Raw genomic sequence first — 22,491 nt, 5'->3', positions numbered from 1 at the left:
TCGGCGCCCCGCGCTCACCACCAGGACGAGTCGAGGCGGCCCTCGATCGCCCGGAGGTTGGCCCGCGCGCACTCGACGCAGAAGTACTGTCTGGTCCCGTTCTCCACCGAGCAGGTCCAGGTGGGCGGGGCGCCGTCAAGGGACTTCTTGCCGCAGCGCGCGCAGACGACGGGCTGGGCATCGGGTCCCGACGGGGTGGGGTGGGGTTTCGACTGGTCCACCTCCAGACGATATCCCCGTCGGGGTGAGAGCCGTAGGCAACGCACCGAGGGGGACCGGTCCGTTCGGACCGGTCCCCCCCGTACGCTGCTGCGCCGCTGGTCAGCGGCGGTTCAGCGGCTGCTTACTGCATGACGGCCATGGCCAGCGCACGCCGGGCGCGCAGCGAGACGCGCTCGGCTCGCCGCTGCATGCGGCGGGCGGCGACCAGGCGCAGGGCGCGACGCTCGGCGTCGACCTCGCGCATGCGGTCGTCCATATGGGCACGGGCCAGGGCTTCTGGGATGAGTTGCATTTCGCGGGTCCTGTTCTGACGCGAGGTGATCGCGCCGGCGGTGATGAAGTCTGCGGTGGCGGAGCCGTGCGGCTGCTCGCTCGTCGTGTGGGCGGTCATGAGGGCCTGCTTCAGGGGGTCGTGCGTCAGGGGGCGGTCGATGGTTCCGTTGGCGGTCATGCCGCAACAACCGGGTTCTTGCGCGGACGGCCACGGGGCCGCTTCCGGGCGACGACGACACCCTGGACGAACAGCTCGCCACCCCAGACGCCCCAGGGCTCGCGGCGCTCGAGCGCACCGGCGAGGCAGGCCTCGACCAGCGGGCAGGTGGCGCACAGGGACTTGGCGTACTCGACGTCCGCCGGGGACTCGGCGAAGAAGACCTCGGGGTCGTAGGTGCGGCAGGCGACGGGCACACCGAGGTTCTCGATGGCGTCGTCGAGCGCGGTCAGCGCGGTGAGGGGAGTCAAGGTGGAGTCCTCCGGGACTGCGGGCGGGGAGATCGTCTGGGTCTGCGGTACGGACGGGGCGTGCGCTTCGAGTTGCACGGTGTTTTCTTCCTCGTCTTGGTTGGCTAGTCGTTCCGGCCGGGTTCGGCCGGGGGCGGCTGGTACCTGGTCTTGCCAGTCCCGAGGCTCCTTCGTGCCGTCGCCCCCGTTCGGGGACAAACAGAAGGGCCGCGGATCCCGGGTGGGGTTCCGCGGCCCTGAAGGCGCCGGCCTGATCTTGAGATCAGGCTGGATCACTCCAGGGTTCGAGCCCACGGAAGGCCCACATCAGGTGGTGCTGCTGCTTCGTCTGCTTCGTCTGGGATCCGGCACCGGCTGCGGCCTCAAAGCCATAGGCGCCATGCGCCTGGGCTTCCGCTACTGCCACCGGTGCCTGGGTCGGTCGCTCATTCCGCTCGCTCACGAGCAGCGCGGCGGGCGCAGCCAGCAGGGCGCGGCTGTCGGCGGAAATCGCGGACAGACCGGTACCCAGGAGCGGGAGGAGGGAGGAGGAGCCGAGCGTGCAGGAAGCGGCGACCGAGCGATCGGTCATTTTGGTGCTGGTGATGAAGCTGGTCACTGGTCTCGCCTCCTCTCGGCGTCTCGGGGACGGGGCCCGGGGGCCTGTCCCATGTATTCGGATAAGTACAGCACGGATCCGGAGCTTCGGAGAAGCCACCGTTTCCGTTGCTAAGAACCTATGGGGATTCGCTGGGCATGTGCAAACTATTTTTCCGACGAGTTTCTACGCGTCGTCAGCATCCCCACGCTCAGGCTCCTGACCTGCGCAGATGGCGAGCACGTCGGCTCCGTAGCGCTCAAGCTTGCGTCCACCCACCCCTGAGATCATCGCGAGCTCGCCCGCCTCGTAGGGCGCGGCCTCGGCGATCGCCACGAGCGTCTTGTCCGTGAAGACGCAGTACGCGGGCAGTCCCTGCTGCTGTGACTGGCCCGCGCGCCACTCCCGCAGCCGCTCGTAGAGACCTTCGTCCATGTCGGACGGGCAGTCCTCACAACGCATCAGCTTCAGCTCGCCGGCCTCGGTCAGGGTCTTGCCGCACACCCGGCAGCGCACCGGGCCACGGCGGCCCCGTTTGCGGGCCCCCGGTTCGGCCGCGCCGCCCGCCTTGTTGCCGGGGGCTGCGGGGCCCGGCCGCAGCCCGTTCAGGAAGCGGCTGGGCCCTCGGGAGGCCCGCCCGCCCGGAGAGCGGGAGAGCGCCCAGGAGAGGGTCAGGTGCAGGCGTGCGCGCGTGACGCCGACGTAGAGGAGCCGTCGTTCCTCCTCGACCTGCTCGTCGGTCTTCGCGTACGTGATCGGCATCATGCCGTCGGTGAGGCCGACCAGGAAGACGGCGTCCCACTCCAGGCCCTTCGCCGCGTGCAGCGAGGCGAGGGTGACGCCCTGGACGGTCGGTGCGTGCTGGGTGGCCCTGCGCTCGTCCAGTTCGACGGTGAGGTCCGCGAGGGTGGCCCCGGGCCGGGTCCGGGCGAAGTCCTCGGCGAGCCGGACCAGTGCGGCCACCGACTCCCACTGGTCGCGGACGGCTCCGGAGCTGGCGGGCGGCTCGCTGGTCCAGCCGGTGGAGCTGAGCACGGCCCGCACCTGGGAGCCGAGTTCGACGACGTCGTCGAGCAGCGGGTCGTTGCCCCCGGAGCGGGCGGCGCCGCGCAGGGCGAGGATCGCCTTCTGGACCTCGCCGCGCTCGAAGAAGCGCTCGGCGCCGCGCAGCTGGTAGGGGACTCCGGCGTCGGCGAGGGCCTGCTCGTAGACCTCGGACTGGGCGTTGATTCGGTAGAGCACGGCGATCTCGCCGGCCGGGACGCCCGCCGCGATCAGGTCCCGGATCCGCCGGGCGACGCCTTCGGCCTCGGCGGGCTCGTCGGCGTACTCGGCGTAGACCGGGTCGGGGCCGGGCTCGCGCTGGGAGATCAGTTCGAGGCGGTGCTCGGCCGCGCGCCCCCTGGCCTGGCCAAGGAGACCGTTGGCGAGGTGGACCACCTGGGGGGTGGAGCGGTAGTCGCGGACCAGCTTGACCACGGTGGCCTGCGGGTAGCGGGTGCGGAAGTTCAGCAGGTGGTCCGGGGTGGCCCCGGTGAAGGAGTAGATCGTCTGGCTGGCGTCGCCGACGACGCAGAGGCTGTCGCGCTCGCCGAGCCACAGGTCCAGCAGCCGCTGCTGGAGCGGGCTGACGTCCTGGTACTCGTCCACCACGAAGTGCTGGTACTGGGTGCGGATCTGCTCGGCGATGTCGTGGCGGTCCTGGAGGATGCCGACGGTGAGCAGCAGCACGTCCTCGAAGTCGATCATGCCGCGGTCGCGCTTGAGCTGCTCGTACGTCCCGTAGACCTGGGCGATCTCCGCCATGTCCCGGGGGGCTTCGCGGCCCGCCTTGAGGGCGGCCGCCGGATAGTCGGAGGGCACGGTCTGGGTGACCTTCGCCCACTCGATCTCGCCGGTGACGTCGCGCAACTCGCCCCGGTCGAGCCGGATGCGGCAGCGCGCCCCTGCCTCGGCGACCAGCTGGATCTTGCGTTCGAGGAGCCGGGGCACCTCGCCGCCGATCGCCCTGGGCCAGAAGTACTGGAGCTGACGCAGGGCGGCGGAGTGGAAGGTCCGCGCCTGTACCCCGCCCGCGCCGAGGGAGCGCAGGCGACCGCGCATCTCGCCGGCGGCGCGGTTGGTGAACGTGACGGCCAGCACGCTGGCCGGCATGAGCTGGCCGGAACGCACCCCGTAGGCGATGCGGTGGGTGATGGCCCGGGTCTTGCCCGTCCCCGCGCCCGCCAGCACGCACACCGGCCCACGCAGGGTCGTCGCGACCTCGCGCTGCTCCGGGTCCAGGCCCAGGAGCACCGCATCGGCCGAGTCTGCGCCGGCGGGGAAGGATGAGGGGTGCGTTGCTGCTGTCACCCCGCCATGCTGCCAGGTCTGCCGGGGCGGACGGGAAACTTGTCCACAGGGTGCGCGCATCCGTCGTACTTGACGCACTTGACGTACCAGTCGTACCGCGGGTGCGGGAATGGGCCCGCGGTCCCGTACGTTCGACAACTCGGACCACCCAGACCCCACAGAGGAGCGCAGCATGCAGGACACGGGTTCCGTGACGATGTACAGCACCACCTGGTGCGGCTACTGCCGCCGGCTGAAGACCCAGCTGGACCGGGAAGGCATCGCGTACAACGAGATCAACATCGAGCTGGACCCCGAGTCCGCGGCGTTCGTCGAGAAGGCGAACGGCGGCAACCAGACGGTTCCCACCGTGCTCGTGGTGTCGCCCGCCGGTAGCGAGTCGGTCATGACGAACCCGAGCCTCGCGCAGGTCAAGCAGGCCCTCGCCGTCTGATCCGGACAGCAGCGCACCGCGTGGACAGAAGGGCCCCCGCCACGGCGGGGGCCCTCTGCCGTGTGACGAGCGTTACGCGACCGGCCGCGGCAGCGGCTCTCCGTACCAGCGCTCGACCAGCCGGGCCGCGATGGAGATCCCCGACGGGGGCACCACCTCGCCCGTCTCGAACGCCGCGCGCAGTTCCTCGCGGGAGAACCAGCGGGCCTCCTCGATCTCCTCGCCGTCGACCGTGATCTCGGAGGTGACGGCGCGGGCCGTGAAGCCCAGCATCAGGCTGTACGGGAACGGCCAGGGCTGGCTGGCGACGTACTCGACCTCGCCGACCTTGACGCCGGCCTCCTCCCACACCTCGCGCACCACGGACTGCTCGATCGACTCGCCCGGCTCCACGAATCCGGCCAGCGTCGAGAAGCGCCCCTCGGGCCAGTGCACCTGGCGGCCCAGAAGCGCGCGGTCGTGCTCGTCGGTGACGAGCATGATCACGGCCGGGTCGGTGCGGGGGTAGTGCTCGGCGCCACAGCCCGGACAGCGGCGGATGTGCCCGGCGGCCGCGACCACGGTGCGCTCGCCGCAGCGGGAACAGAACCGGTGCATCCGCTGCCAGTTCTCCAGGGCCACCGCGTGCACCATCAGCGCGGCGTCGCGCGGGGACAGCAGCAGTCCGGCCTCGCGCAGGCCGGCCGCACGGGCCGATTGGTCCATCCGGCCCGGCAGGGAGTCCTTCTGGAGCGCGAAGTACCGCACGCCGTCCTCGTCGGTGCCCAGGAAGTAGCGGTGCGTCTCGGTGACCGGGGCCTCGAAGGCCGGGGTCATCACGATCTCGGTGCCCCCGTCGGGGGTGTCGTCGATCAGGACCTGGCCGCCGGAGACCACGAACACGCGGGTCGTCGGGTGGCTCCAGGCTGCGGCGAGCCAGGCCTCGTCGAGGCGGTGGTGCGCGGCGCGGTCGATCCCGCTGGGTGCGGCGAGCGAGATCGGACGCTCGGTATGGGTGCTCACAGGTACTTCCAACTCCCCCGGTGGTGGGACAGGCAGGCTCAGTGACTCGTGATTCGGTGGGTCGCAGGCCCGGCACGGCGGGCGGGCGGGTGCGTGGGTGCGTGCATCAGGCGGGCTTCCGGTGGGTGGCGGCCAGGTCGCCCCAGAGGTAGGCGGCCGTCTCGACGCCCTTGAGCAGCAGGTCCAGCTCGACCTTCTCGTTCGGCGCGTGCCAGCCGTCGGACGGTACGGAGATGCCCAGGAACAGCACGGGTGCGTCCAGGACGTCCTGGAGGTCCGCCGCCGGTCCCGAGCCGCCCTCGCGGGTGAACCGGACCTTCTGGCCGAAGGCGCGGCCCATGGCCCGCACGACGGACTGCAGCGCCGGGTGGTCCAGCGGCGTCAGACACGGTCGGGTGGGAGCGCCGAAGACGATGGAGTGGCGGATCCCGTCCGGGATCCGGGCCGCGACCCAGTCCCTGACGGCAGCCTCGACCTCGTACGGGTCCTGCCCGGACACCAGGCGGAACGACAGCTTCACATGGGCGGAAGCCGGCACGATGGTCTTTCCGCCGGGGCCCTGGTAGCCGCCGCCGATGCCGTTGACCTCGGCGGTCGGGCGGGCCCAGACCCGCTCCAGGGTCGAGTAGCCCTTCTCGCCCGCCGCCGCGTGCGACTTGGCCGTGCGCAGCCACTCCGACTCGTCGAACGGCAGCTCGGCGATCAGCGCCCGCTCCTCGTCCGTGAGCTCGGCGATGTTGTCGTAGAAGCCGGGGATGGTGACGCGCTCGTCGGCGTCGTGCAGCGCCGCGACCAGGCGGGCGGCGACGGCGGCCGGGTTGGGCACGGCTCCGCCGAACGCACCGGAGTGGATGTCCTGGTCGGGTCCGTGGAGGTCGATCTCGCAGTCGGCGACGCCCCGCATGCCGGTGCAGACCGTGGGGGTGGTCTCGGACCACATGCCGGTGTCGGAAACGATCACGACGTCGGCGGCGAGGCGCTCCGCCTCGCGCTCGACCAGGGCTCGGAAGTGCGGGGAGCCCGACTCCTCCTCGCCCTCGACGATCAGCTTGAGGTGCACGGCGGGGGCCTCGGCGCCCGTCGCGGCCAGGTGGGCGCGTATGCCGAGGGTGTGGAAGAAGACCTGGCCCTTGTCGTCGGCGGCGCCCCGCGCGTACATCCGGCCGTCCTTGACGACCGGCTCGAACGGGTCGGTGTGCCAGCCGTCGGCGACGGCGGCGGGCTGCACGTCGTGGTGCCCGTAGACGAGCACGGTCGGGGCGTCCGGGTCCGCGCTCGGCCACTCGGCGAAGACGGCGGGCGCGCCGGCGGTCGGCCAGATCTCCGTGACCGGGAAGCCGGTCTCCTTGAGCTTGGCGGCGAGCCATTCGGCGCTGCGTCGTACGTCGTCCGCGTGTTCGGGCTGTGCCGAGACGGAAGGGATGCGCAGCCACTCGGCGAGGTCGTCGAGGAACGCCGCGCGGTGGGTGTCGATGTACGTGCGGACGACGCTGTCCGCCGGGGTTTCGCTCATGCCTACGAGCCTATCTGCCAGCCTGCCGGTCACTGTCCGTGTCCGATGCGCCTTGGAGGATCCGCTCAAGGCGGGCCCGGTCGGGGAGGTTGCGGGGCCGGATCACGCGGCCGCTGCGGATGTGCAGGAAGCTGGCGCCGACCCGGTCGAGGGGCGTGCCGGTGGCTTCCGCCCAGGCCAGTCGGTAGACGGCGAGCTGGAGGGGGTCGGCCTCGGTGGTGCGGCCGGTCTTCCAGTCGACGATCTCGTACGCGTACGGGCCGTCGCCGTCGGCGTTCTTGTAGACGGCGTCGATCCGACCGCGGACCACCCGGCCGGCGAGGGTGAGTTGGACCGGAACCTCCATGCGGTGGGGAGTGCGCTCGGCGTACTCGCTGCGCTCGAAGGCGGCCTTGAGGGAGTCGAGGTCGGCCTCGTCGGCGATCTCCTGGTCGGAGCCGGGCAGCTCGGTGGCCGGGTCGAGGACGTCGAGGAGCGGCAGCGGCAGTTCCTCGAAGCGGGACTCCACCCAGGCGTGGAAACGGGTGCCCTGACGTGCCGCGGGCTGGGGGGGCCGGGGCATGGGGCGGGCGAGGTCACGGGCGAAGCCCTGCTCGTCCGCGGCGAGGCTCAGCAGTTGGCTGGCGGAGAGGGCCGCCGGGAGCTCGACGTCGCGGACTGCTGTGCGGGCACGGCGGAGCTCGCCCTCCAGGGCGTCGAGGTCCCGGTCCCAGGAGGCCACGGTCCGCGCCTCCTCGCCGCTGAGCCGGCCGCGGACCCCACCGGAGCCGCCGGAGCGGGGGGCCTCGTCGTGGGACCAGTCGTCGAATTCCGGCCAGAGGTCGTCGTCGTACGGCGCCTCCTGCGCACCGGAGCCCGGCGCGGCGGCGGGCGCGCCGCCGGTGCGGGCCGGGGGCACCGACGCGGTGTTGCCGGGCTGCGGCGCGGTCAGGGCCGGGTCCGCGGCCCAGAGGTCCTCGTCCTGCGGCGCGGCGGGCAGGGCGGGACCCGGGGCGGCGTCCGGGGCCCAGAGGTCCTCGTCCTGCGGCGCGGCGGGCAGGGCGGGACCCGGGGCGGCGTCCGGGGCCCAGAGGTCGTCCGGGCCCCACGCGGCGGGGTCGTCCGGGTCAGCCGGCGCCATCCAGTGGGGCGGCCTGCCGGAGGGGTCCTCCGGCGCGGTTCGGGACCCGGCGAGGTAGGACTCGACCAGGGCCGCCGCCTCGCGGCGCAGGGTCAGGGAGTGCGGGTCCAGGGGCAGGGGCCAGGACCGGTCCCCCGCGGACTCCGTGGCCAGGGACGGGTTCTGCGCGTCCGGTTCCGGTGCGTCCGCCCAGGCTTCGATCTCGCCGTTGCCCGCGACGCAGTGGTCGTACAGCGCCGAAAGGAACGCGGACGGGCCGCGGGGCTTCTTCTGGGTCGGGCCCCACCAGTGGGCCGAGGCCAGCAACAGGGAGCGCGGTCGGGTGAACGTCACATAGCCGAGGCGGAGCTCCTCCACCGCCTTGTGCTCCTTCAGGGCGGCCTTGAAGGACTTCAGGCCGGCCGAGTTCCACGTCGGATCCCCCGGGAGGGTGGATGCGTCGCCGCGCAGGGCGTAGGGCAGGACCTTGGCGTACGAGGTCCACGGCTCCGGGGGCTTCTCCTTCGGGAACGAGCCCGCGCACAGGTCCGGGACCACCACGACGTCCCACTCCAGGCCCTTGGACTTGTGGGCGGTGAGCACCTTCACCGTGTTCTCCCCGCCCGGCAGTGCGTGGTCGAGGCCCTTCTCGTACTGGACCGCTGTACGCAGGAACCCGAGGAAGGCCAGCAGGGAGGCCTCGCCGTCCAGGGAGGCGAAGCCGGCCGCCACGTCCAAGAAGCCCGACAACGACTCGCGGCGCCGAGCCGCCAGCGCGTGCGGCGACGCCGACAGTTCCACCTCCAGGCCGGTGACCGCCAGCACCCGGTGCAGTACGTCCATCAGCGGGTCGGCGAGCGAACGCCGCAGGTCGCGCAGCTCCTGCGCCAGGTGCGCGAAGCGGACCCGGGCAGCAGGAGAGAACGGCAGGTCGTCCGCGGCCGCCTGCGAGCCGTCGAGGAACGTCTCCAGCGCGTCCGCCAGCGAGACGATCTCCGCCGGGTCCACGCCCTCCACGGCCGCCGCGAGGCGTTCGTCCGGATCGACCTCGCCCGGCGCCCGGCCGACCAACTGGCGCGCCCGGCGGCCCAGCAGCGCCAGGTCGCGGGCACCGATCCGCCAGCGCGGACCGATGAGGAGGCGGACGAGCGAGGCGTTGGCGCCCGGATCCTGGAGGACCTCGCACACCGCGACCAGGTCCGCCACCTCCGGCAGGTGCAGCAGCCCCGAGAGGCCGACGACCTCCACCGGTACGTCCCGGGCCACCAGCACCGCCTGGATCTGCGCGAAGTCCCGGGCGGAACGGCACAGGACGGCGATCTCGCGCGGCTCCGTCCCCGTACGGACCAGGTGCGCGACCGAGTCCGCGAGCCACTCCAGCTCCTCGGCGTGCGTCTCCAGCAGGGCGCAGCGGACGGATCCGGCCTGCTCCTCCCCCGGCGCCGCGCGCAGGGCTTCCACGCCCTCGTGCAGGGACCGCAGCGGGGCGGCCAGTCCGTTGGCCAGGTCGAGCAGACGGCCGCCGCTGCGCCGGTTCTCGCTGAGCGAGAACCGGGTGGCGGGTCTGCCGTCGGCGTGCGGGAAGTGCTGCGGAAAGTCGTCCAGGTTGGCCACGGACGCGCCGCGCCAACCGTAGATCGCCTGGCAGGGGTCGCCGACGGCGGTCACGGCGTGCCCGCTGCCCCCGCCGAACATCCCGGACAGCAGCAGCCGCTGGGCGACCGAGGTGTCCTGGTACTCGTCGAGCAGGACCACCCGGAACTCCTCGCGCAGCAGCACCCCCACCTCGGGCCGGGTGGTCGCGAGCTGCGCGGAGAGGGCTATCTGATCGCTGAAGTCGAGCAGGTCGCGGGAGCGTTTGGCGGCGCGGTAGCGCTCGGTCAGCTCCAGCAGTTCGAGGCGGCCGCGCACCGCCTCGGGGACCTTGCGCAGGTCGTCGTTGGTGAGCTTGGTGCCGGCGAGCACGTCCAGCAGTTCGGTGTCGTACGCGCGCAGCTGCTCCGGCGCGACCAAGTGCTCGGAGAGTTCCCCGTCGAGCGCGAGCAGGTCGCTGACCAGGTCGGGAACGGACTTGGTGAGCGCCGGGTACGGTCCGGGGGCCTCGCGCAGTACGCGGGCGGCGAGCTGGAAGCGGGTGGCGTCGGCGAGCAGCCGGGCGCTGGGCTCCAGACCGATGCGCAGGCCGTGGTCCTTGAGGAGCTGGCCGGCGAAGGCGTGGTAGGTGGAGATCCGCGGCTCGCCGCCGGCCGCATCGCCCCCGGCCGGCAGGGAGGCTCCGCCGGCGAAGCCGGGGAGGGGGTCCGGGTCGCTGATGCCGGCCCGCGCGAGGGCCTTGCGCACGCGCTCGGAGAGCTCGCCGGCGGCCTTGTTGGTGAAGGTCAGGCCGAGGACCTGCTCGGGCGCGACCGCTCCGGTGCCCACCAGCCAGACCACGCGGGCGGCCATGACCGTGGTCTTGCCGGAGCCGGCGCCCGCGACGATGACCTGAGGGGCGGGCGGGGCGGTGATGCAGGCCAGCTGTTCGGGCGTGAAGGGGATGCCGAGGAGCTCCTTGAGCTGCTCGGGGTCGGTGAGGACGGACGGACGCGCGGGCACACGAAGAGGCTAGCCGGACCCACGGACACTCCCGGTCCTCGTCTCACCCGCCGGGCACCTCCGGGCCAGCTACTGGTCAGAGGTCACTCCACGGTCTGGCGGCCTTCCGGGCGCGCGCTGCACGAGCTGCGGAAGGAGCAGTGGTCACAGTGCTTGCCGGTGGCCGGCGCGAACCGCTCGTCGAGGACCCGTCCGGCGGCGGTGGCCAGCAGGTCCGCGACCCACTCACCGTTCAGCGGCTGCTGGGCCTGGACCTTGGGGACCGTTTCGCCGCCGTCGCGCACGGTGGCGCCCTGGCGCAGCTGCACGAGCTCGGCACCGCCCGGTTCGGGACGCAGCCCGTCGAAGACCTCGTCGACGGCGCCCTCGCGCACGGCGAGCTGGTACACCGCGAGCTGGGGATGCCGTGCGACCTCGTCCTTCGTGGGCGCGGCCTTGCCGGTCTTGAAGTCGACGACGTACGCACGCCCCTGCGGGTCCGCCTCGACCCTGTCCATGGAGCCCCGGATCCGGACGGCGTACTCGCCCGCTTCGAGCGTGACGTCGAACGCGTGCTCCGTGGCCACGGCCGCCCTGCCGCCGCGGTCGGTGGTGTGCCAGCGCAGGAAGCGCTCCAGTGCGGCGCGGGCGTTGTCCTTCTCCTGGCGGGATTTCCACGGAGCGTCGAAGGCGAGGGCGTCCCAGACGGAGTCGAGCCGTTCCATGAGGACGGCGAGGTCGGCGGGGGTGCGGCCGGAGGCGACCTCGTCGGCGAGGACGTGGACGACGTTGCCGAAGCCCTGGGCCGCGGTGGAGGGGGCGTCGGCCTTGACCTCGCGGCCCAGGAACCACTGGAGGGAGCAGGTGTTGGCGAGCTGGTCGAGGGCGCTGCCGGACAGGGCCACGGGCCGGTCCCGGTCGCGCAGCGGAACGCTGCTGCGGGTGGGCTCGTACAGCCCCCACCAGCGCTGCGGGTGCGCGGCGGGCACCAGGGGGCGGTCCTCCTCGTCGGTGAGCGCGGCGAGGCGGGCCAGGCGTCGGGCGGCGGCCTCGCGCAGCGCGGGGGAGGCGTCGGGGTCGACGGTGGTGGCGCGCAGCTCGGCGACGAGCGCCGGTACGGCGAGGGGGCGGCGGGGCCGTCCGGTGACGTCCTTCGGGGTGACCCCGAGCTCGGTGAGGAAGCGGGAGGGTTGGTCGCCGTCCTCGGCGGGGGCCTTCACGGCGGTGACGACGAGGCGCTCGCGGGCGCGGGTGGTGGCGACGTAGAAGAGGCGGCGCTCCTCGGCGAGGAGGGCACCGGGGGTGAGGGGTTCGGCGAGGCCGTCGCGGCCGATGCGGTCGGCTTCGAGGAGGGAGCCGCGGCGCCGCAGGTCGGGCCAGAGCCCCTCCTGCACCCCGGCGACGACGACGAGCCGCCACTCCAGTCCCTTGGAGCGGTGGGCGGTCATGAGGCGGACGGCCTCGGAGCGGGTGGCCCGGCGGGTCAGCGTGTCGGCGGCGATGTCCTCGGCTTCGAGCTGTTCGAGGAAGTTCAGGGCGCCCCGGCCGCCGGTGCGCTCCTCGGCGCGGGCGGCGGTGTCGAAGAGCGCGCAGACCGCGTCGAGGTCGCGGTCGGCGTTGCGGCCGCCGGCCCCGCCGCGGCGGGCGCGCCGCTCCAGCCGCTGGGGCCAGGGGGTGCCGTCCCACAGGGTCCACAGGGCCTCTTCGGCGGTGCCGCCGCCCTGGAGCAGCTCGCGGGCCTTGCGCAGGAGCAGTCCGAGGCGCTGCGCTCCGCGGGCGTACGAGGGGTCGTGGGCGACGAGCCGTTCGGGCTCGGCGAGGGCGCGCGCGAGCAGCACGTCGGACGGCGCGGGCACCTTGATGCCCGCGGCCCGCTCCTCGTCGCGCAGGGCGCGGCCGAGCCGGCGCAGGTCGGCGGCGTCCATCCCGCCGAGCGGCGAAGCGAGCAGTGTCAGCGCGGCCTCGACCCCGATCCACCCCGAGCCCTCGCCCGCGGCGGCGTCCGGCGCGCCGCCCGGTTCCGCCGAACTCGGGTCCTGCCGTCGGCCGGACAGGTCCGGATCGCTAACCGAAGCGGTCGCCCCGTCCGGGGCGGTCGCCGGCGCGCTGGCCGCGTCCGGGGTAGCCGCCGGGGCGGTCACAGGCACGGTCGCCACGTCCGGGGCGGGCACCGCGTCCGGGTCAGGCGCCGGCGCGGGGGACGGGGTTGACGAGGCGACTGCGCGCAGGGCTGTCAGCAGGGGGGCGACCGCCGGTTCGTGGCGGAGCGGGATGTCCGTACCGTCCGTTTCCGCCGGCACTCCCGCCGAGATCAGGGCGCGGCGCATCGCCGGGAGGGTGCGGCCTCCGGAGCGGACCAGGACGGCCATGTCCTGCCAGGGCACGCCGTCCTCCAGGTGGGCGCGGCGCAGGACGTCGGCGATGTTGTCGAGCTCGGCGCCCGCCGTCGGGTACGTGAACACCTCGACCCGGCCGCCCTCCCGGGTCGGCTCCAGATTGCGGTGCGCCCGGACCTCGGCCGCGGGGAGCCGCGGGACGGGCATGCGGGTCGTGAGGAGCCGGGTGGCGGCGAGCAGGTTCGCGGCCGAGCGGCGCCCCACCGTCAGGGCGCGGACGTCCGCGCCCGGGAAGGAGCTCTGGAAGTCCAGGATGTTGTTGATGTCGGCGCCGCGGAAGGCGTAGATCGACTGGTCCGGGTCGCCGAAGGCGACCAGCGTGCCGCCCGGGCCGGCCAGGGCCCGCAGCAGGCGCAGCTGGGAGGCGTCCGTGTCCTGGTACTCGTCCACGTAGATCGCGTCGTACGCGAGGGACAGCGACGGGGTGCGCTCGGCCAGCAGGACGGCGCGGTGCAGCAGCTCCGCGTAATCGAGCGTGCCCTGCATGTCCAGGACGTCGAGGTACTCGGAGAGGAAGGAGGCTGCCGCCTTCCAGTCCGGGCGGCCGATCCGGGTGGCGAAGGAATCCAGTGCGGCCGGTCCGAGGCCCAGCTCGCGGGCGCGGGCGAGCACCGCGCGGACCTCGTCGGCGAAGCCGCGGGTGGTCAGCGCGGCCCGCAGGTCGTCGGGCCAGCGGATGGACCGGATCTGGCGCTGTCCCTCCAGCAGGGTGCGGACCATCACGTCCTGCTCCGGGCCGGACAGCAGCCGCAGCGGGTCCGCGAACAGGTCGGTGTCCTGGTGGGCGCGGACCAGGCCGTAACAGAAGGAGTGGAAGGTGGTGGCCTGCGGAGCACGGGCCCCGCCGAGCCGCAGGGCGGCCCGGTCGCGCAGTTCGACCGCTGCTTTGCGACTGAAGGTGAGGATCAGGATCCGGGCGGGGTCCACCCCGGCTGCGACGCGGGCCGCAGCCGCCTCGACCAGGGTGGTCGTCTTTCCCGTACCCGGTCCGGCCAGGACGAGAAGCGGCCTGTCGGTGTGGTCAACCACTGCCTGCTGCGCTGCGTCCAGGACAGGGGGATCCACCCGTCCCGGCCCGGTGCGCACGAGGCGGTACGCGTCAGGGGTCCGCGTACGCCGCCGCTCGGGGCGGTCGGATGGAGAGGTGATCACGTGAGGTGCCGGTCCTGGTGGGTCTGCGGGTGGTGCGGTCACTGCTGCGCCTGCCGAAGAGGCAACGCTACGGCAACCGGCGCGCCCCGCGCAGTCCCGCGCAGTCCGACGCCGGACGGCGCCCGGGGCACGGCCGGGGCAGCGCCCGGTCCCCCGTACAGGCCTTCGTCCGGGCTCTCGACCGCCCGCCCGGGCGCCGCATGGCCGAAGCTGTCAGATGTGACCCTCGTCCCGTTCGGCGCGTTCCTCCCGTCCGTCCCAGCGGGCCCGCGGCATGTTCAACCGGGCCTCGCCCTCGACGGTCAGCCGCAGCGGGGTGGCCTCGGTGCGGTAGTGCTCCAGGGCCCGGCGCTCGCTGCCGGGCAGGGGGCGCCCGTCGGCCCGGACCACCCGCCACCAGGGCACGGCTGCCCCGTACAGGGCCATCACCCGGCCCACTTGGCGCGGTCCGCCCTCGCCGAGCCATTCGGCGACGTCTCCGTAGGTCATCACCCGGCCGGGCGGAATCCGCTCGGCCACCTCCAACACCCGCTCCGCGTATGCGGGCAGTTCTTCGCTCATTCCGCCCATGGTGCCGCAGGTCACGGACAGGTTCCCGGAAGGTTTCCTTCCGTACCGGCGCGCACCCTGATGCCCCGCCCGCCCGCCCGTCCGTGCCACCATCTTCCGGGCGGTGACTGGTGATACGTGATCAAGAAGAGATGGAAGTGACGACGAAGGAGCAGGGTGTGAGCCCTCCGGACGGCGCGGCTGAGGACGACGGCACGCGCCCAGACCCGCAGCCCGGGAAGCTCCCCGAAGAGCCCCCCGGCGAGGGCGAGCCCGGTGCCGGTGCCGGTGCCGGTGCCGAGGGTCCGCACGGCCTTCCCTCCGCGCCCGCCGACCAGGTTGAGGTCGACGAGCCGCTGCTCGCCGCCCGCGTCCACCGGCCGTCCGACCTCGTACGCCTCCTCGTCGGCATCCTCGGCATCGCCGTCGTGCTCAGCATTGCCGCCTTCGCACACCGCACCACCGCCGGCCTGGAGGCCGACATCTCCCAGGGCACCGGCGCCGCGCCCGACCTGCTGATCAAGGTCGCCGGGCTGGTCTCCAGCATCGCCGTGCTCCTCGTACCCGTCGCCTTCGCGATCGAGCGGCTGATCAAGCGGGACGGGCTGCGCATCGCCGACGGCGTGCTGGCCGCCGTCCTCGCCCACGGCGTCACCCTGGCCACCGACCTGTGGGTCTCCCAGGCGGCCTCCGGCACCATTCAGGAAGCCCTCACCCGCGCCACTACCGCCGGTGGCCCCCTCACCGACCCGGTGCACGGCTACCTCGCGCCCGTCATCGCGTACATGACCGCCGTCGGCATGACCCGCAGGCCCCGCTGGCGGGTCGCGCTGTGGGTGGTCCTGCTGCTCGACGCGTTCGCGATGCTGGTGAGCGGGTACACCACGCCGTTCTCGATCATCCTGACCGTGCTGATCGGTTGGACCGTCGCCTACGGGACCCTGTACGCCGTCGGCTCGCCGAACGTCCGGCCCACCGGGCAGAACCTCCTCGCCGGCCTGCGCCGGGTCGGCTTCCAGCCGGTCAGTGCGAGGCGCGCCGAACTCCCCGAAGGCGCCGACGCCTCCGAGGCCACCGACCGGGGCAGGCGCTACCACGTCACCCTGGAGGACGGTCCGCCGCTCGACGTGACCGTCGTGGACCGCGAGCAGCAGGCCCACGGCTTCTTCTACCGGGTCTGGCGCCGGCTCACCCTGCGCGGCATCACGACCAGGCGCAGCCTGCAGTCGCTGCGCCAGGCGCTCGAACAGGAGGCGCTCCTCGCGTACGCCGCCATCGCGGCCGGGGCCAACGCCCCGAAACTGATCGCGACCTCCGAGCTCGGCCCGGACGCCGTGATGCTCGTGTACGAACACCTGGAGGGCCGGACCCTCGACGCCCTCTCCGACGAGGAGATCACCGACGGCCTGATCCGCAACACGTGGAAGCAGGTACGGGCCCTCCAGTCGCGACGGATCGCGCACCGCAGGCTCACGGGGGACGCACTGGTGGTGGATCGTTCCGGCAACGTCGTCCTCACCGACCTGCGCGGCGGCGAGATCGCGGCCGGCGACCTGGTGCTCCGCATGGACATCGCGCAGCTGCTGACCACCCTCGGCCTGCGGGTGGGTGCGGAGCGCGCGGTCGCCTCGGCGGTGTCGGTGCTCGGCCCGGACGCGGTGGCGGACTGTCTGCCGCTGCTCCAGCCGATCGCGCTGAGCCGCTCCACCCGGGCGACGCTGCGCAAGCTGGCCAGGGAGCGGGCCGACCGGCAGCGGGAGGCCGTACTGGAGTCCTCGCGGGCGGCGAAGGCGGCGCGCGAGGCGGCGGCCGAGGCCGCGGCGGCGGAGCCGGGGACGAAGCACGGCGCCAAGGCGGCGACCTCGGCCGCGGACCGGAAGGCCGAGAAGAGGGCGCTGGACGAGGCCCTCGAAGGGGCCCGCGAGGAGGACCTGCTGAGCCAGATCCGCCAGCAGGTGCTGCTGATCCGCCCGCAGGCACCGGTGGAGCCGGCCCGGCTGGAGCGGATCCGGCCACGAACGCTGGTGTCGTTCATCGCGGGTGCGTTCGGCGCGTACTTCCTGCTCACGCAGCTGGCACACGTGGACTTCGCGACGATCGTCGGCGAGGCGGAGTGGGGCTGGGTGGGGGCCGCGCTGGCCTTCTCGGCGCTCACCTACTTCGCGGCGGCGATGAGCCTGCTGGGCTTCGTACCGGAGCGGGTGCCGTTCCTGCGGACCGTGGTCGCACAGGTGGCGGGGTCCTTCGTGAAGCTCGTGGCGCCGGCGGCAGTCGGTGGCGTCGCGCTGAACACGCGCTTCCTGCAACGGGCGGGGATCCGGCCGGGGCTGGCGGTGGCGAGCGTGGGTGCCTCCCAGCTGTTCGGTCTGGCGAGCCACATCCTGTTGCTGCTGGCGTTCGGCTACCTGACGGGCACCGAGAAGACCCCGGAGATGGCCCCTTCCCGGACGGTCATCGCGGGTCTGCTGACGGTGGCGGTACTGGTGCTGGTGGCGACGGCGGTGCCGTTCCTGCGCAAGTTCGTGGCCACCCGGGTGCGGGCCCTGTTCGCGGGCGTGGTCCCGCGCATGCTGGACGTGCTCCAGCGACCGCAGAAGCTGATGACGGGCATCGGCGGCATGCTGCTGCTGACCGGCTGCTTCGTGATGTGCCTGGACGCCTCGATCCGGGCCTTCGGCGGCGGCCAGGCGCTCAGCTACGCGAGCATCGCCGTGGTCTTCCTGGCGGGCAACGCCCTCGGTTCGGCGGCCCCGACGCCCGGCGGCATCGGCGCGGTGGAGACCACGCTGACCCTCGGTCTGATCGCGGCGGGCCTCGACAAGGAGGTCGCGATCTCGGCGGTGCTCCTGTTCCGCCTGATGACCTTCTGGCTGCCGGTCCTCCCGGGCTGGATCTCGTTCAACTTCCTCACCCGCAAAGAGGCCATCTAGTCCTGTGATCGGGAAGGTTTTCGGTGAACCCTTCCGGTCACAGCTCCAGGGGACGTAGGCGGGGCGGCCATTGCGCGCGCCGTCGCGTTCGGAGCGGCCTACCCGATTGGACCAGTGCGGCGGCGGGGTCGGGGCGGGCCACGCAGGATGGGGGCATGTCGAGAAACGTTCTGCGCGCCGTCGCCGCCGTCGCCGTCGCCGTCGTGACGGCGAGCACCGGCGGCTGTTCCGACAGCGGACCGGACAGGACGCCGAAGGCCGGTGGGACCAAGGGGGCCGCGCCGCTCAAGTGGGGGGCGTGCGAGGCCCCCACCGTCGCGCAGGGCGGCGGGCAGGCGCCGCCGAAGGACTGGGAGTGCGCCACCCTCTACGTGCCCCTCGACTACGCCAAACCCGAGGGGGAGACCATTCCGCTCGCGCTGATCCGGGCCAGGGCCCGGGACAAGGACAAGCGGATCGGGTCGCTCGTCTTCAACTTCGGCGGGCCCGGCGGGTCCGGGATCAGTACGCTGCCCGGCGCCGCCAAGGAGTACGAGGCCCTGCGCTCCCGCTACGACCTCGTCAGCTTCGACCCCCGCGGGGTCGGCCGCAGCGCCCCCGTCCGGTGCGAGGACGACAAGCAGCTCGACGCCTACTACGCGCAGGACTCCTCGCCCGACACCCCGCAGGAGGAGAAGGCCTTCGTCGACAGCATCAAGAAGTACCAGCAGGCCTGCACGACCAATTCCGGGGAGGTACTGCCGTACGTCGGGACGGAGAACGCCGCCCGCGACCTCGACCGGATCCGCCAGGCCCTCGGCACCGACAAGTTGCACTACTTCGGCATCTCCTACGGCACCGAGCTGGGCGGGGTCTACGCCCACCTCTTCCCGAAGAACGTCGGCCGGGCCGTCTTCGACGCCGTGGTCGACCCGACCAAGACCTCCGAGGAGGGCGCCCTCGGTCAGGCCAAGGGCTTCCAGTTGGCCCTCGGCAACTTCGCGCAGGACTGCGTGAACCGGGGCGACGAGTGCCGGCTCCAGGGCAGCACCGCCAAGGAGGTCGAGGCGAACATCATCCAATTGCAGAAGGACCTGGCCAAGAAGCCCATCCCCGGCATCGGCGGCCGCATGCTGACCGACTCCGCCGCGACCAACGGCATCGCCCAGGCCCTGTACTCCAAGGAGTTGTGGCCACTGCTGGAGCAGGGCGTGGACGAGGCCCAGGGCGGCCAGGGGCAGTTGCTGATGGCGCTGTCCGACTCGCTCAACGGTCGAGACCAGCAGGGCCGCTACAGCAACATCGGCGCCGCCAACACGGCGATCAACTGCGCCGACTCCAAGGACCGGTTCACGCTGGCCGAAACGAAGGCGAAGCTTCCGGCGTTCCGGTCGGCCTCCGCCGTCTTCGGGGACTTCCTCGGCTGGGCCCTGATGAGCTGCACCGACTGGCCGGTCCCCGGCGCCTGGGAGACCCCGGACGTCTCCGCCCCCGGCTCGGCGCCGATCCTGGTGATCGGCAACACCGGTGACCCGGCCACCCCGTACGAGGGCGCCCGCAAGATGGTCGAGCGGCTCGGCCCCGGAGTCGGCGTGGAGCTCACGTACAAGGGCGAGGGGCACGGCGCGTACAACAGCGGCGATGCGTGCGTGCAGCAGGCGGTGAACGCGTACCTGCTGGACGGGAAGGTGCCCGCCGCCGACACCGTCTGCACCCCGACGCAGAAGCCCAGCGCCACCCCGGTGCTACCCGAAGCGCCCCAGGGGGCCTGAGGGAACGCGGAGAACGCGGAGACGCAAAAACCCGGAGGGGCCGTTCCGCGCACCTGCGGAACGGCCCCTCCGGGACGTGTGATTAGTAGACCGGCTTGCTGGGCTCGATCTGGTGGACCCAGCCGATCACGCCGCCGCCGACGTGGACCGCGTCCGCGAAGCCCGCGGACTTCAGGACCGCGAGGACTTCCGCACTGCGGACACCCGTCTTGCAATGCAAGACGATGCGCTTGTTCTGCGGGAGGTCCTGGAGGGCGGAGCCCATCAGGAACTCGCCCTTGGGGATCAGCTTCGCGCCGGGGATCGAGACGATCTCGTACTCGTTCTTCTCGCGGACGTCGATGATCTCGATCGGTTCGCCCTCGTCGATCCACTCCTTGAGCTGCTTGGGAGTGATCGTCGAGCCGGCGGCCGCCTCCTGGGCCTCCTCCGACACGACGCCGCAGAAGGCCTCGTAGTCGATGAGCTCGGTGACGGTCGCGTTCGGACCGCAGACCGCGCAGTCGGGGTCCTTGCGGACCTTGACCTGGCGGTACTGCATCTCCAGGGCGTCGTAGATCATCAGGCGGCCGACCAGCGGCTCGCCCACGCCCGTGAGGACCTTGATGGCCTCGGTGACCTGGATGGACCCGATGGACGCGCAGAGCACGCCCAGCACGCCGCCCTCGGCGCAGCTCGGGACCATGCCCGGCGGCGGGGGCTCCGGGTACAGGCAGCGGTAGCAGGGGCCGTGCTCGGACCAGAACACCGAGGCCTGGCCGTCGAAGCGGTAGATCGAGCCCCATACGTACGGCTTGTTCAGCAGCACGCAGGCGTCGTTGACCAGGTAGCGCGTGGCGAAGTTGTCCGTGCCGTCGACGATGAGGTCGTACTGGCTGAAGATCTCCATCACGTTGTCGGCCTCTAGCCGCTCTTCGTGAAGGACCACGTTGACGTACGGGTTGATGCCCAGCACGCTGTCCCGCGCGGACTCGGCCTTGGAACGGCCGATGTCCGCCTGGCTGTGGATGATCTGGCGCTGCAGGTTCGACTCGTCGACCTCGTCGAACTCCACGATGCCCAGCGTGCCGACGCCGGCCGCGGCCAGGTACATGAGAGCGGGCGAGCCGAGGCCGCCGGCACCCACCGCGAGCACCTTGGCGTTCTTCAGGCGCTTCTGCCCGTCCATCCCCACATCCGGGATGATCAGGTGGCGGGAGTACCGACGGACCTCGTCAACGGTGAGCTCGGCAGCCGGCTCAACCAGGGGTGGCAGCGACACGGGGACTCCAGGGTCATCCCCGCGGGTGCGGGGAGCATCAAAGGGTTGTTCTGTTCAGTAACACTGCCACGCCCCACTTCATTCCGAGACACGCGTCCCGATCCGCGAGACGATTTCATCCCAGTACGCGGGCATCGAAGCCCACGGGTCCTGGTCTCCCGCACCCCGCCGGTCGGTGAACCAGATGGTGCCGGCACCCTGCCAGCGGGCGATCCGGACGGCCTCGCCCAGGTGCGTGCGCGGCACCCCGTGGACCAGGTGGCAGAAGCGCTCCGGAGCGTACTCGGCGGTCCACTCCGCCACCTGCGACCAGCGGTAGTCGGCCCAGGCCCCGGAGAAGGTGACCAGTTGGTCGGCGGCCTCCGCATAGCCCTCGTACGGGTGCGTGCCGTGTCCCAGCACGATGCGGACGCCGTCACCGAGACCGCGCAGGGCGTCGGCGACCCGACACACCGCGGCCAGTTCGTCCTTGTCCGCCGGCGCCCCGGCCAGGTAGAAGCCGCCCACCCGGTACCAGTCGAGGAAGCGGTGGGCGTCGGAGACCAGTTCCCCGAAGGACCGCGATCCGTTCCGCATCGAGAGATGGCCGAGTACGGTGCCGCCGGCCTCCCGGAGCTTGGCCGCGGCCTCGGTGCAGTGCGGGTCGGGCCGGCCGCCCGGCCCGTCCGTGACGTTCAGCACGGTCCAGTGCAACGGGGTGCCGGGGCGGGTCAGCTCGGCCCATTCGACCGGGGCGAGCAGCGGGTGGGCGTAGCCGGGGACGCCGAGGCCGAGGCTGCCGGCCTCGGTCGCGGCGGCCGACGCGGCAGCCGTCGTCAGATGCGGCACGCCGCCTCCATCCAGATGTCCGCGAGGGACTCCTCCAGATTGATCCGGGGCCGCCAGCCGAGCCGGTCCCGGGCGGTGCGCACATCGGCCTGCTGCCAGGCGCCGCAGCCGTCGGGGTAGGGGTACGGGGGCAGCACGGCGCCGGCGAGCTGCTCGGGCGTCGCCTCGGAGCGCGGGGAGCCGATGGCGGCGAGCGCCTGAGGACGGCCCGGGTGCCCGAGTCCGTGCCCGTGCGCCGGCCCGTGGCCCTGCTGCGGTACGTCCAGCTCGTGCAGGGCTCCTCCGTACCCGGCGACCCGGGCGAGCATCACCGCCGCGTCGCGCAGCCGGACCGCGCGGCCGGTGCCGATGTTGACGACGCCCTGGGCTGCGGAGAGCGAGGCGGCGTGCACCGCCCGCGCCACGTCCCGTACGTCCACGAAGTCGCGCTGGACGCCGAGCCCGCTGAGCTTGAGCTCCCCGTCCCCGGACTGCATCGCGCGCCGCATGGCCTCCGCGAGCCGGCCGAGCGGGGAGCCGGCGGGGGTGCCGGGCCCGACGGGCGAGAAGATCCGCAGGACGACGGCGTCCAGCCCCGACCCGAGCACCAACTCGGTCGCTGCGAGCTTGCTGACGCCGTACGGGCCTCCCGGTCTGGGCACGGCGTCCTCGGCCGTGGACGATCCGGGCTGGCTGGGCCCGTACTCGGCGGAGCAGCCGAGCTGGACGAGGCGGGCCCCGCAGCCGCTGCGGCGCAGGGACTCGCAGATGGTGGCCACGGCGACGGTGTTGTGCCGGGTCAGCTCCCGGGCCCCGCCGCGGGTGGCGCCGGCACAGTTGATGACGACGCCCGGGTGGACGGCGTCAAGGAACCGGGTGAGGGCGCCGGGGCTGCCGGTGGCGAGGTCGAAGCGGACGTCCGCGTCGTCGCCGCGGCCGAGCGCGGTGAGCTGGACCGCGGGGTCGGCGAGCAGCCGGTCGGCGACGTAGCGCCCGAGGTATCCGTTGGCTCCGATCAGCAGCACCCTCATCGCGCGGCCCCTCGGTTGGTTGGCTGGCCGGTCATCCTGTGTCTCCTTGGTCGATGGGCAGGTGGTCGGGGGTCGGGGGTCGGGGAGCGGGGGTCGGGGGG

At 72.8% G+C, this 22,491-nt stretch carries 16 protein-coding genes; 3 read left to right on the top strand and 13 right to left on the bottom strand.

Features of this window, described 5'->3' with window-relative positions; translation table 11 throughout:
• Positions 1 to 14 precede the first annotated feature (14 nt).
• The 5 genes from ABZZ20_RS04930 to ABZZ20_RS04910 form a co-directional block, all read right to left on the bottom strand.
• Positions 15 to 221: a hypothetical protein gene (locus tag ABZZ20_RS04930; protein WP_356866773.1), complete on the bottom strand. Its 207-nt coding sequence runs from the start codon at positions 219 to 221 to the stop codon at positions 15 to 17.
• Positions 222 to 343: 122 nt separating this feature from the next.
• The gene (locus tag ABZZ20_RS04925; protein ID WP_356866771.1) at positions 344 to 673 is read right to left on the bottom strand and encodes a hypothetical protein; all 330 of its coding nucleotides are present in this window, start codon (positions 671 to 673) and stop codon (positions 344 to 346) included.
• Positions 670 to 1,041 (bottom strand): WhiB family transcriptional regulator, encoded by a 372-nt coding sequence (locus ABZZ20_RS04920; protein ID WP_030153506.1) that lies wholly within the window; start codon positions 1,039 to 1,041, stop codon positions 670 to 672. Before ABZZ20_RS04920 ends, ABZZ20_RS04925 begins: the two co-directional genes overlap by 4 nt.
• A 184-nt stretch (positions 1,042 to 1,225) precedes the next feature.
• A complete protein-coding gene (locus ABZZ20_RS04915) occupies positions 1,226 to 1,561 on the bottom strand; it encodes a hypothetical protein (RefSeq protein WP_356866769.1) in 336 nt (111 codons plus the stop codon).
• A 165-nt stretch (positions 1,562 to 1,726) separates the two neighbouring features.
• Positions 1,727 to 3,952 (bottom strand): ATP-dependent DNA helicase UvrD2, encoded by a 2,226-nt coding sequence (locus tag ABZZ20_RS04910; RefSeq protein ID WP_356866767.1) that lies wholly within the window; start codon positions 3,950 to 3,952, stop codon positions 1,727 to 1,729.
• Positions 3,953 to 4,064: 112 nt separating this feature from the next.
• Here ABZZ20_RS04910 and ABZZ20_RS04905 point away from each other — a divergent pair, with 112 nt between their 5' ends.
• On the top strand, positions 4,065 to 4,325 hold the full coding sequence (locus tag ABZZ20_RS04905) for a mycoredoxin (protein ID WP_352211709.1): 261 nt from the start codon (positions 4,065 to 4,067) through the stop codon (positions 4,323 to 4,325).
• Between the two features lie 72 nt (positions 4,326 to 4,397).
• On the opposite strand, the gene nudC is transcribed toward ABZZ20_RS04905, so the two are convergent.
• The 5 genes from nudC to ABZZ20_RS04880 all read right to left on the bottom strand — a co-directional run bounded on the left by nudC (position 4,398) and on the right by ABZZ20_RS04880 (position 14,631).
• Entirely contained in the window at positions 4,398 to 5,339 is a 942-nt protein-coding gene (gene nudC / locus ABZZ20_RS04900) for an NAD(+) diphosphatase (protein ID WP_356866765.1), read from the bottom strand.
• A gap of 94 nt (positions 5,340 to 5,433) precedes the next feature.
• On the bottom strand, positions 5,434 to 6,840 hold the full coding sequence (locus tag ABZZ20_RS04895) for a dipeptidase (RefSeq protein ID WP_356866763.1): 1,407 nt from the start codon (positions 6,838 to 6,840) through the stop codon (positions 5,434 to 5,436).
• Between the two features lie 10 nt (positions 6,841 to 6,850).
• Positions 6,851 to 10,534 carry an ATP-dependent DNA helicase gene (locus ABZZ20_RS04890; RefSeq protein WP_356866761.1) on the bottom strand — a complete coding sequence of 1,228 codons (3,684 nt, stop codon included), beginning with the start codon at positions 10,532 to 10,534 and terminating at the stop codon, positions 6,851 to 6,853.
• A gap of 83 nt (positions 10,535 to 10,617) precedes the next feature.
• On the bottom strand, positions 10,618 to 14,058 hold the full coding sequence (locus ABZZ20_RS04885; RefSeq protein WP_356867227.1) for an ATP-dependent DNA helicase: 3,441 nt from the start codon (positions 14,056 to 14,058) through the stop codon (positions 10,618 to 10,620).
• A gap of 216 nt (positions 14,059 to 14,274) precedes the next feature.
• Entirely contained in the window at positions 14,275 to 14,631 is a 357-nt protein-coding gene (locus tag ABZZ20_RS04880) for an MGMT family protein (RefSeq protein ID WP_356867225.1), read from the bottom strand.
• 110 nt (positions 14,632 to 14,741) lie between these two features.
• Here ABZZ20_RS04880 and ABZZ20_RS04875 point away from each other — a divergent pair, with 110 nt between their 5' ends.
• Positions 14,742 to 17,540 (top strand): lysylphosphatidylglycerol synthase transmembrane domain-containing protein, encoded by a 2,799-nt coding sequence (locus ABZZ20_RS04875; protein WP_356866759.1) that lies wholly within the window; start codon positions 14,742 to 14,744, stop codon positions 17,538 to 17,540.
• Positions 17,541 to 17,695: 155 nt separating this feature from the next.
• A complete protein-coding gene (locus ABZZ20_RS04870; RefSeq protein WP_356866757.1) occupies positions 17,696 to 19,291 on the top strand; it encodes an alpha/beta hydrolase in 1,596 nt (531 codons plus the stop codon).
• 82 nt (positions 19,292 to 19,373) lie between these two features.
• Here the strand turns inward: ABZZ20_RS04870 and moeZ are convergent, their stop codons facing one another.
• From moeZ to ABZZ20_RS04855, 3 genes are all read right to left on the bottom strand, one after another.
• Positions 19,374 to 20,552 (bottom strand): adenylyltransferase/sulfurtransferase MoeZ, encoded by a 1,179-nt coding sequence (gene moeZ, locus ABZZ20_RS04865; RefSeq protein ID WP_356866755.1) that lies wholly within the window; start codon positions 20,550 to 20,552, stop codon positions 19,374 to 19,376.
• Between the two features lie 78 nt (positions 20,553 to 20,630).
• A complete protein-coding gene (locus ABZZ20_RS04860; RefSeq protein WP_356866754.1) occupies positions 20,631 to 21,380 on the bottom strand; it encodes a spherulation-specific family 4 protein in 750 nt (249 codons plus the stop codon).
• The gene (locus tag ABZZ20_RS04855) at positions 21,368 to 22,390 is read right to left on the bottom strand and encodes an NAD-dependent epimerase/dehydratase (RefSeq protein WP_356866752.1); all 1,023 of its coding nucleotides are present in this window, start codon (positions 22,388 to 22,390) and stop codon (positions 21,368 to 21,370) included. The genes ABZZ20_RS04860 and ABZZ20_RS04855 overlap by 13 nt, the downstream gene beginning before the upstream one ends.
• Between the last annotated feature and the right edge of the window lie 101 nt (positions 22,391 to 22,491).

The organism is Streptomyces sp. NPDC006430, from assembly GCF_040612395.1.
In the GTDB taxonomy this organism is placed as follows: domain Bacteria; phylum Actinomycetota; class Actinomycetes; order Streptomycetales; family Streptomycetaceae; genus Streptomyces.
Note: the sequence above shows the minus strand (reverse complement) of the source record. Positions and strands in the feature narration are given on the sequence as shown.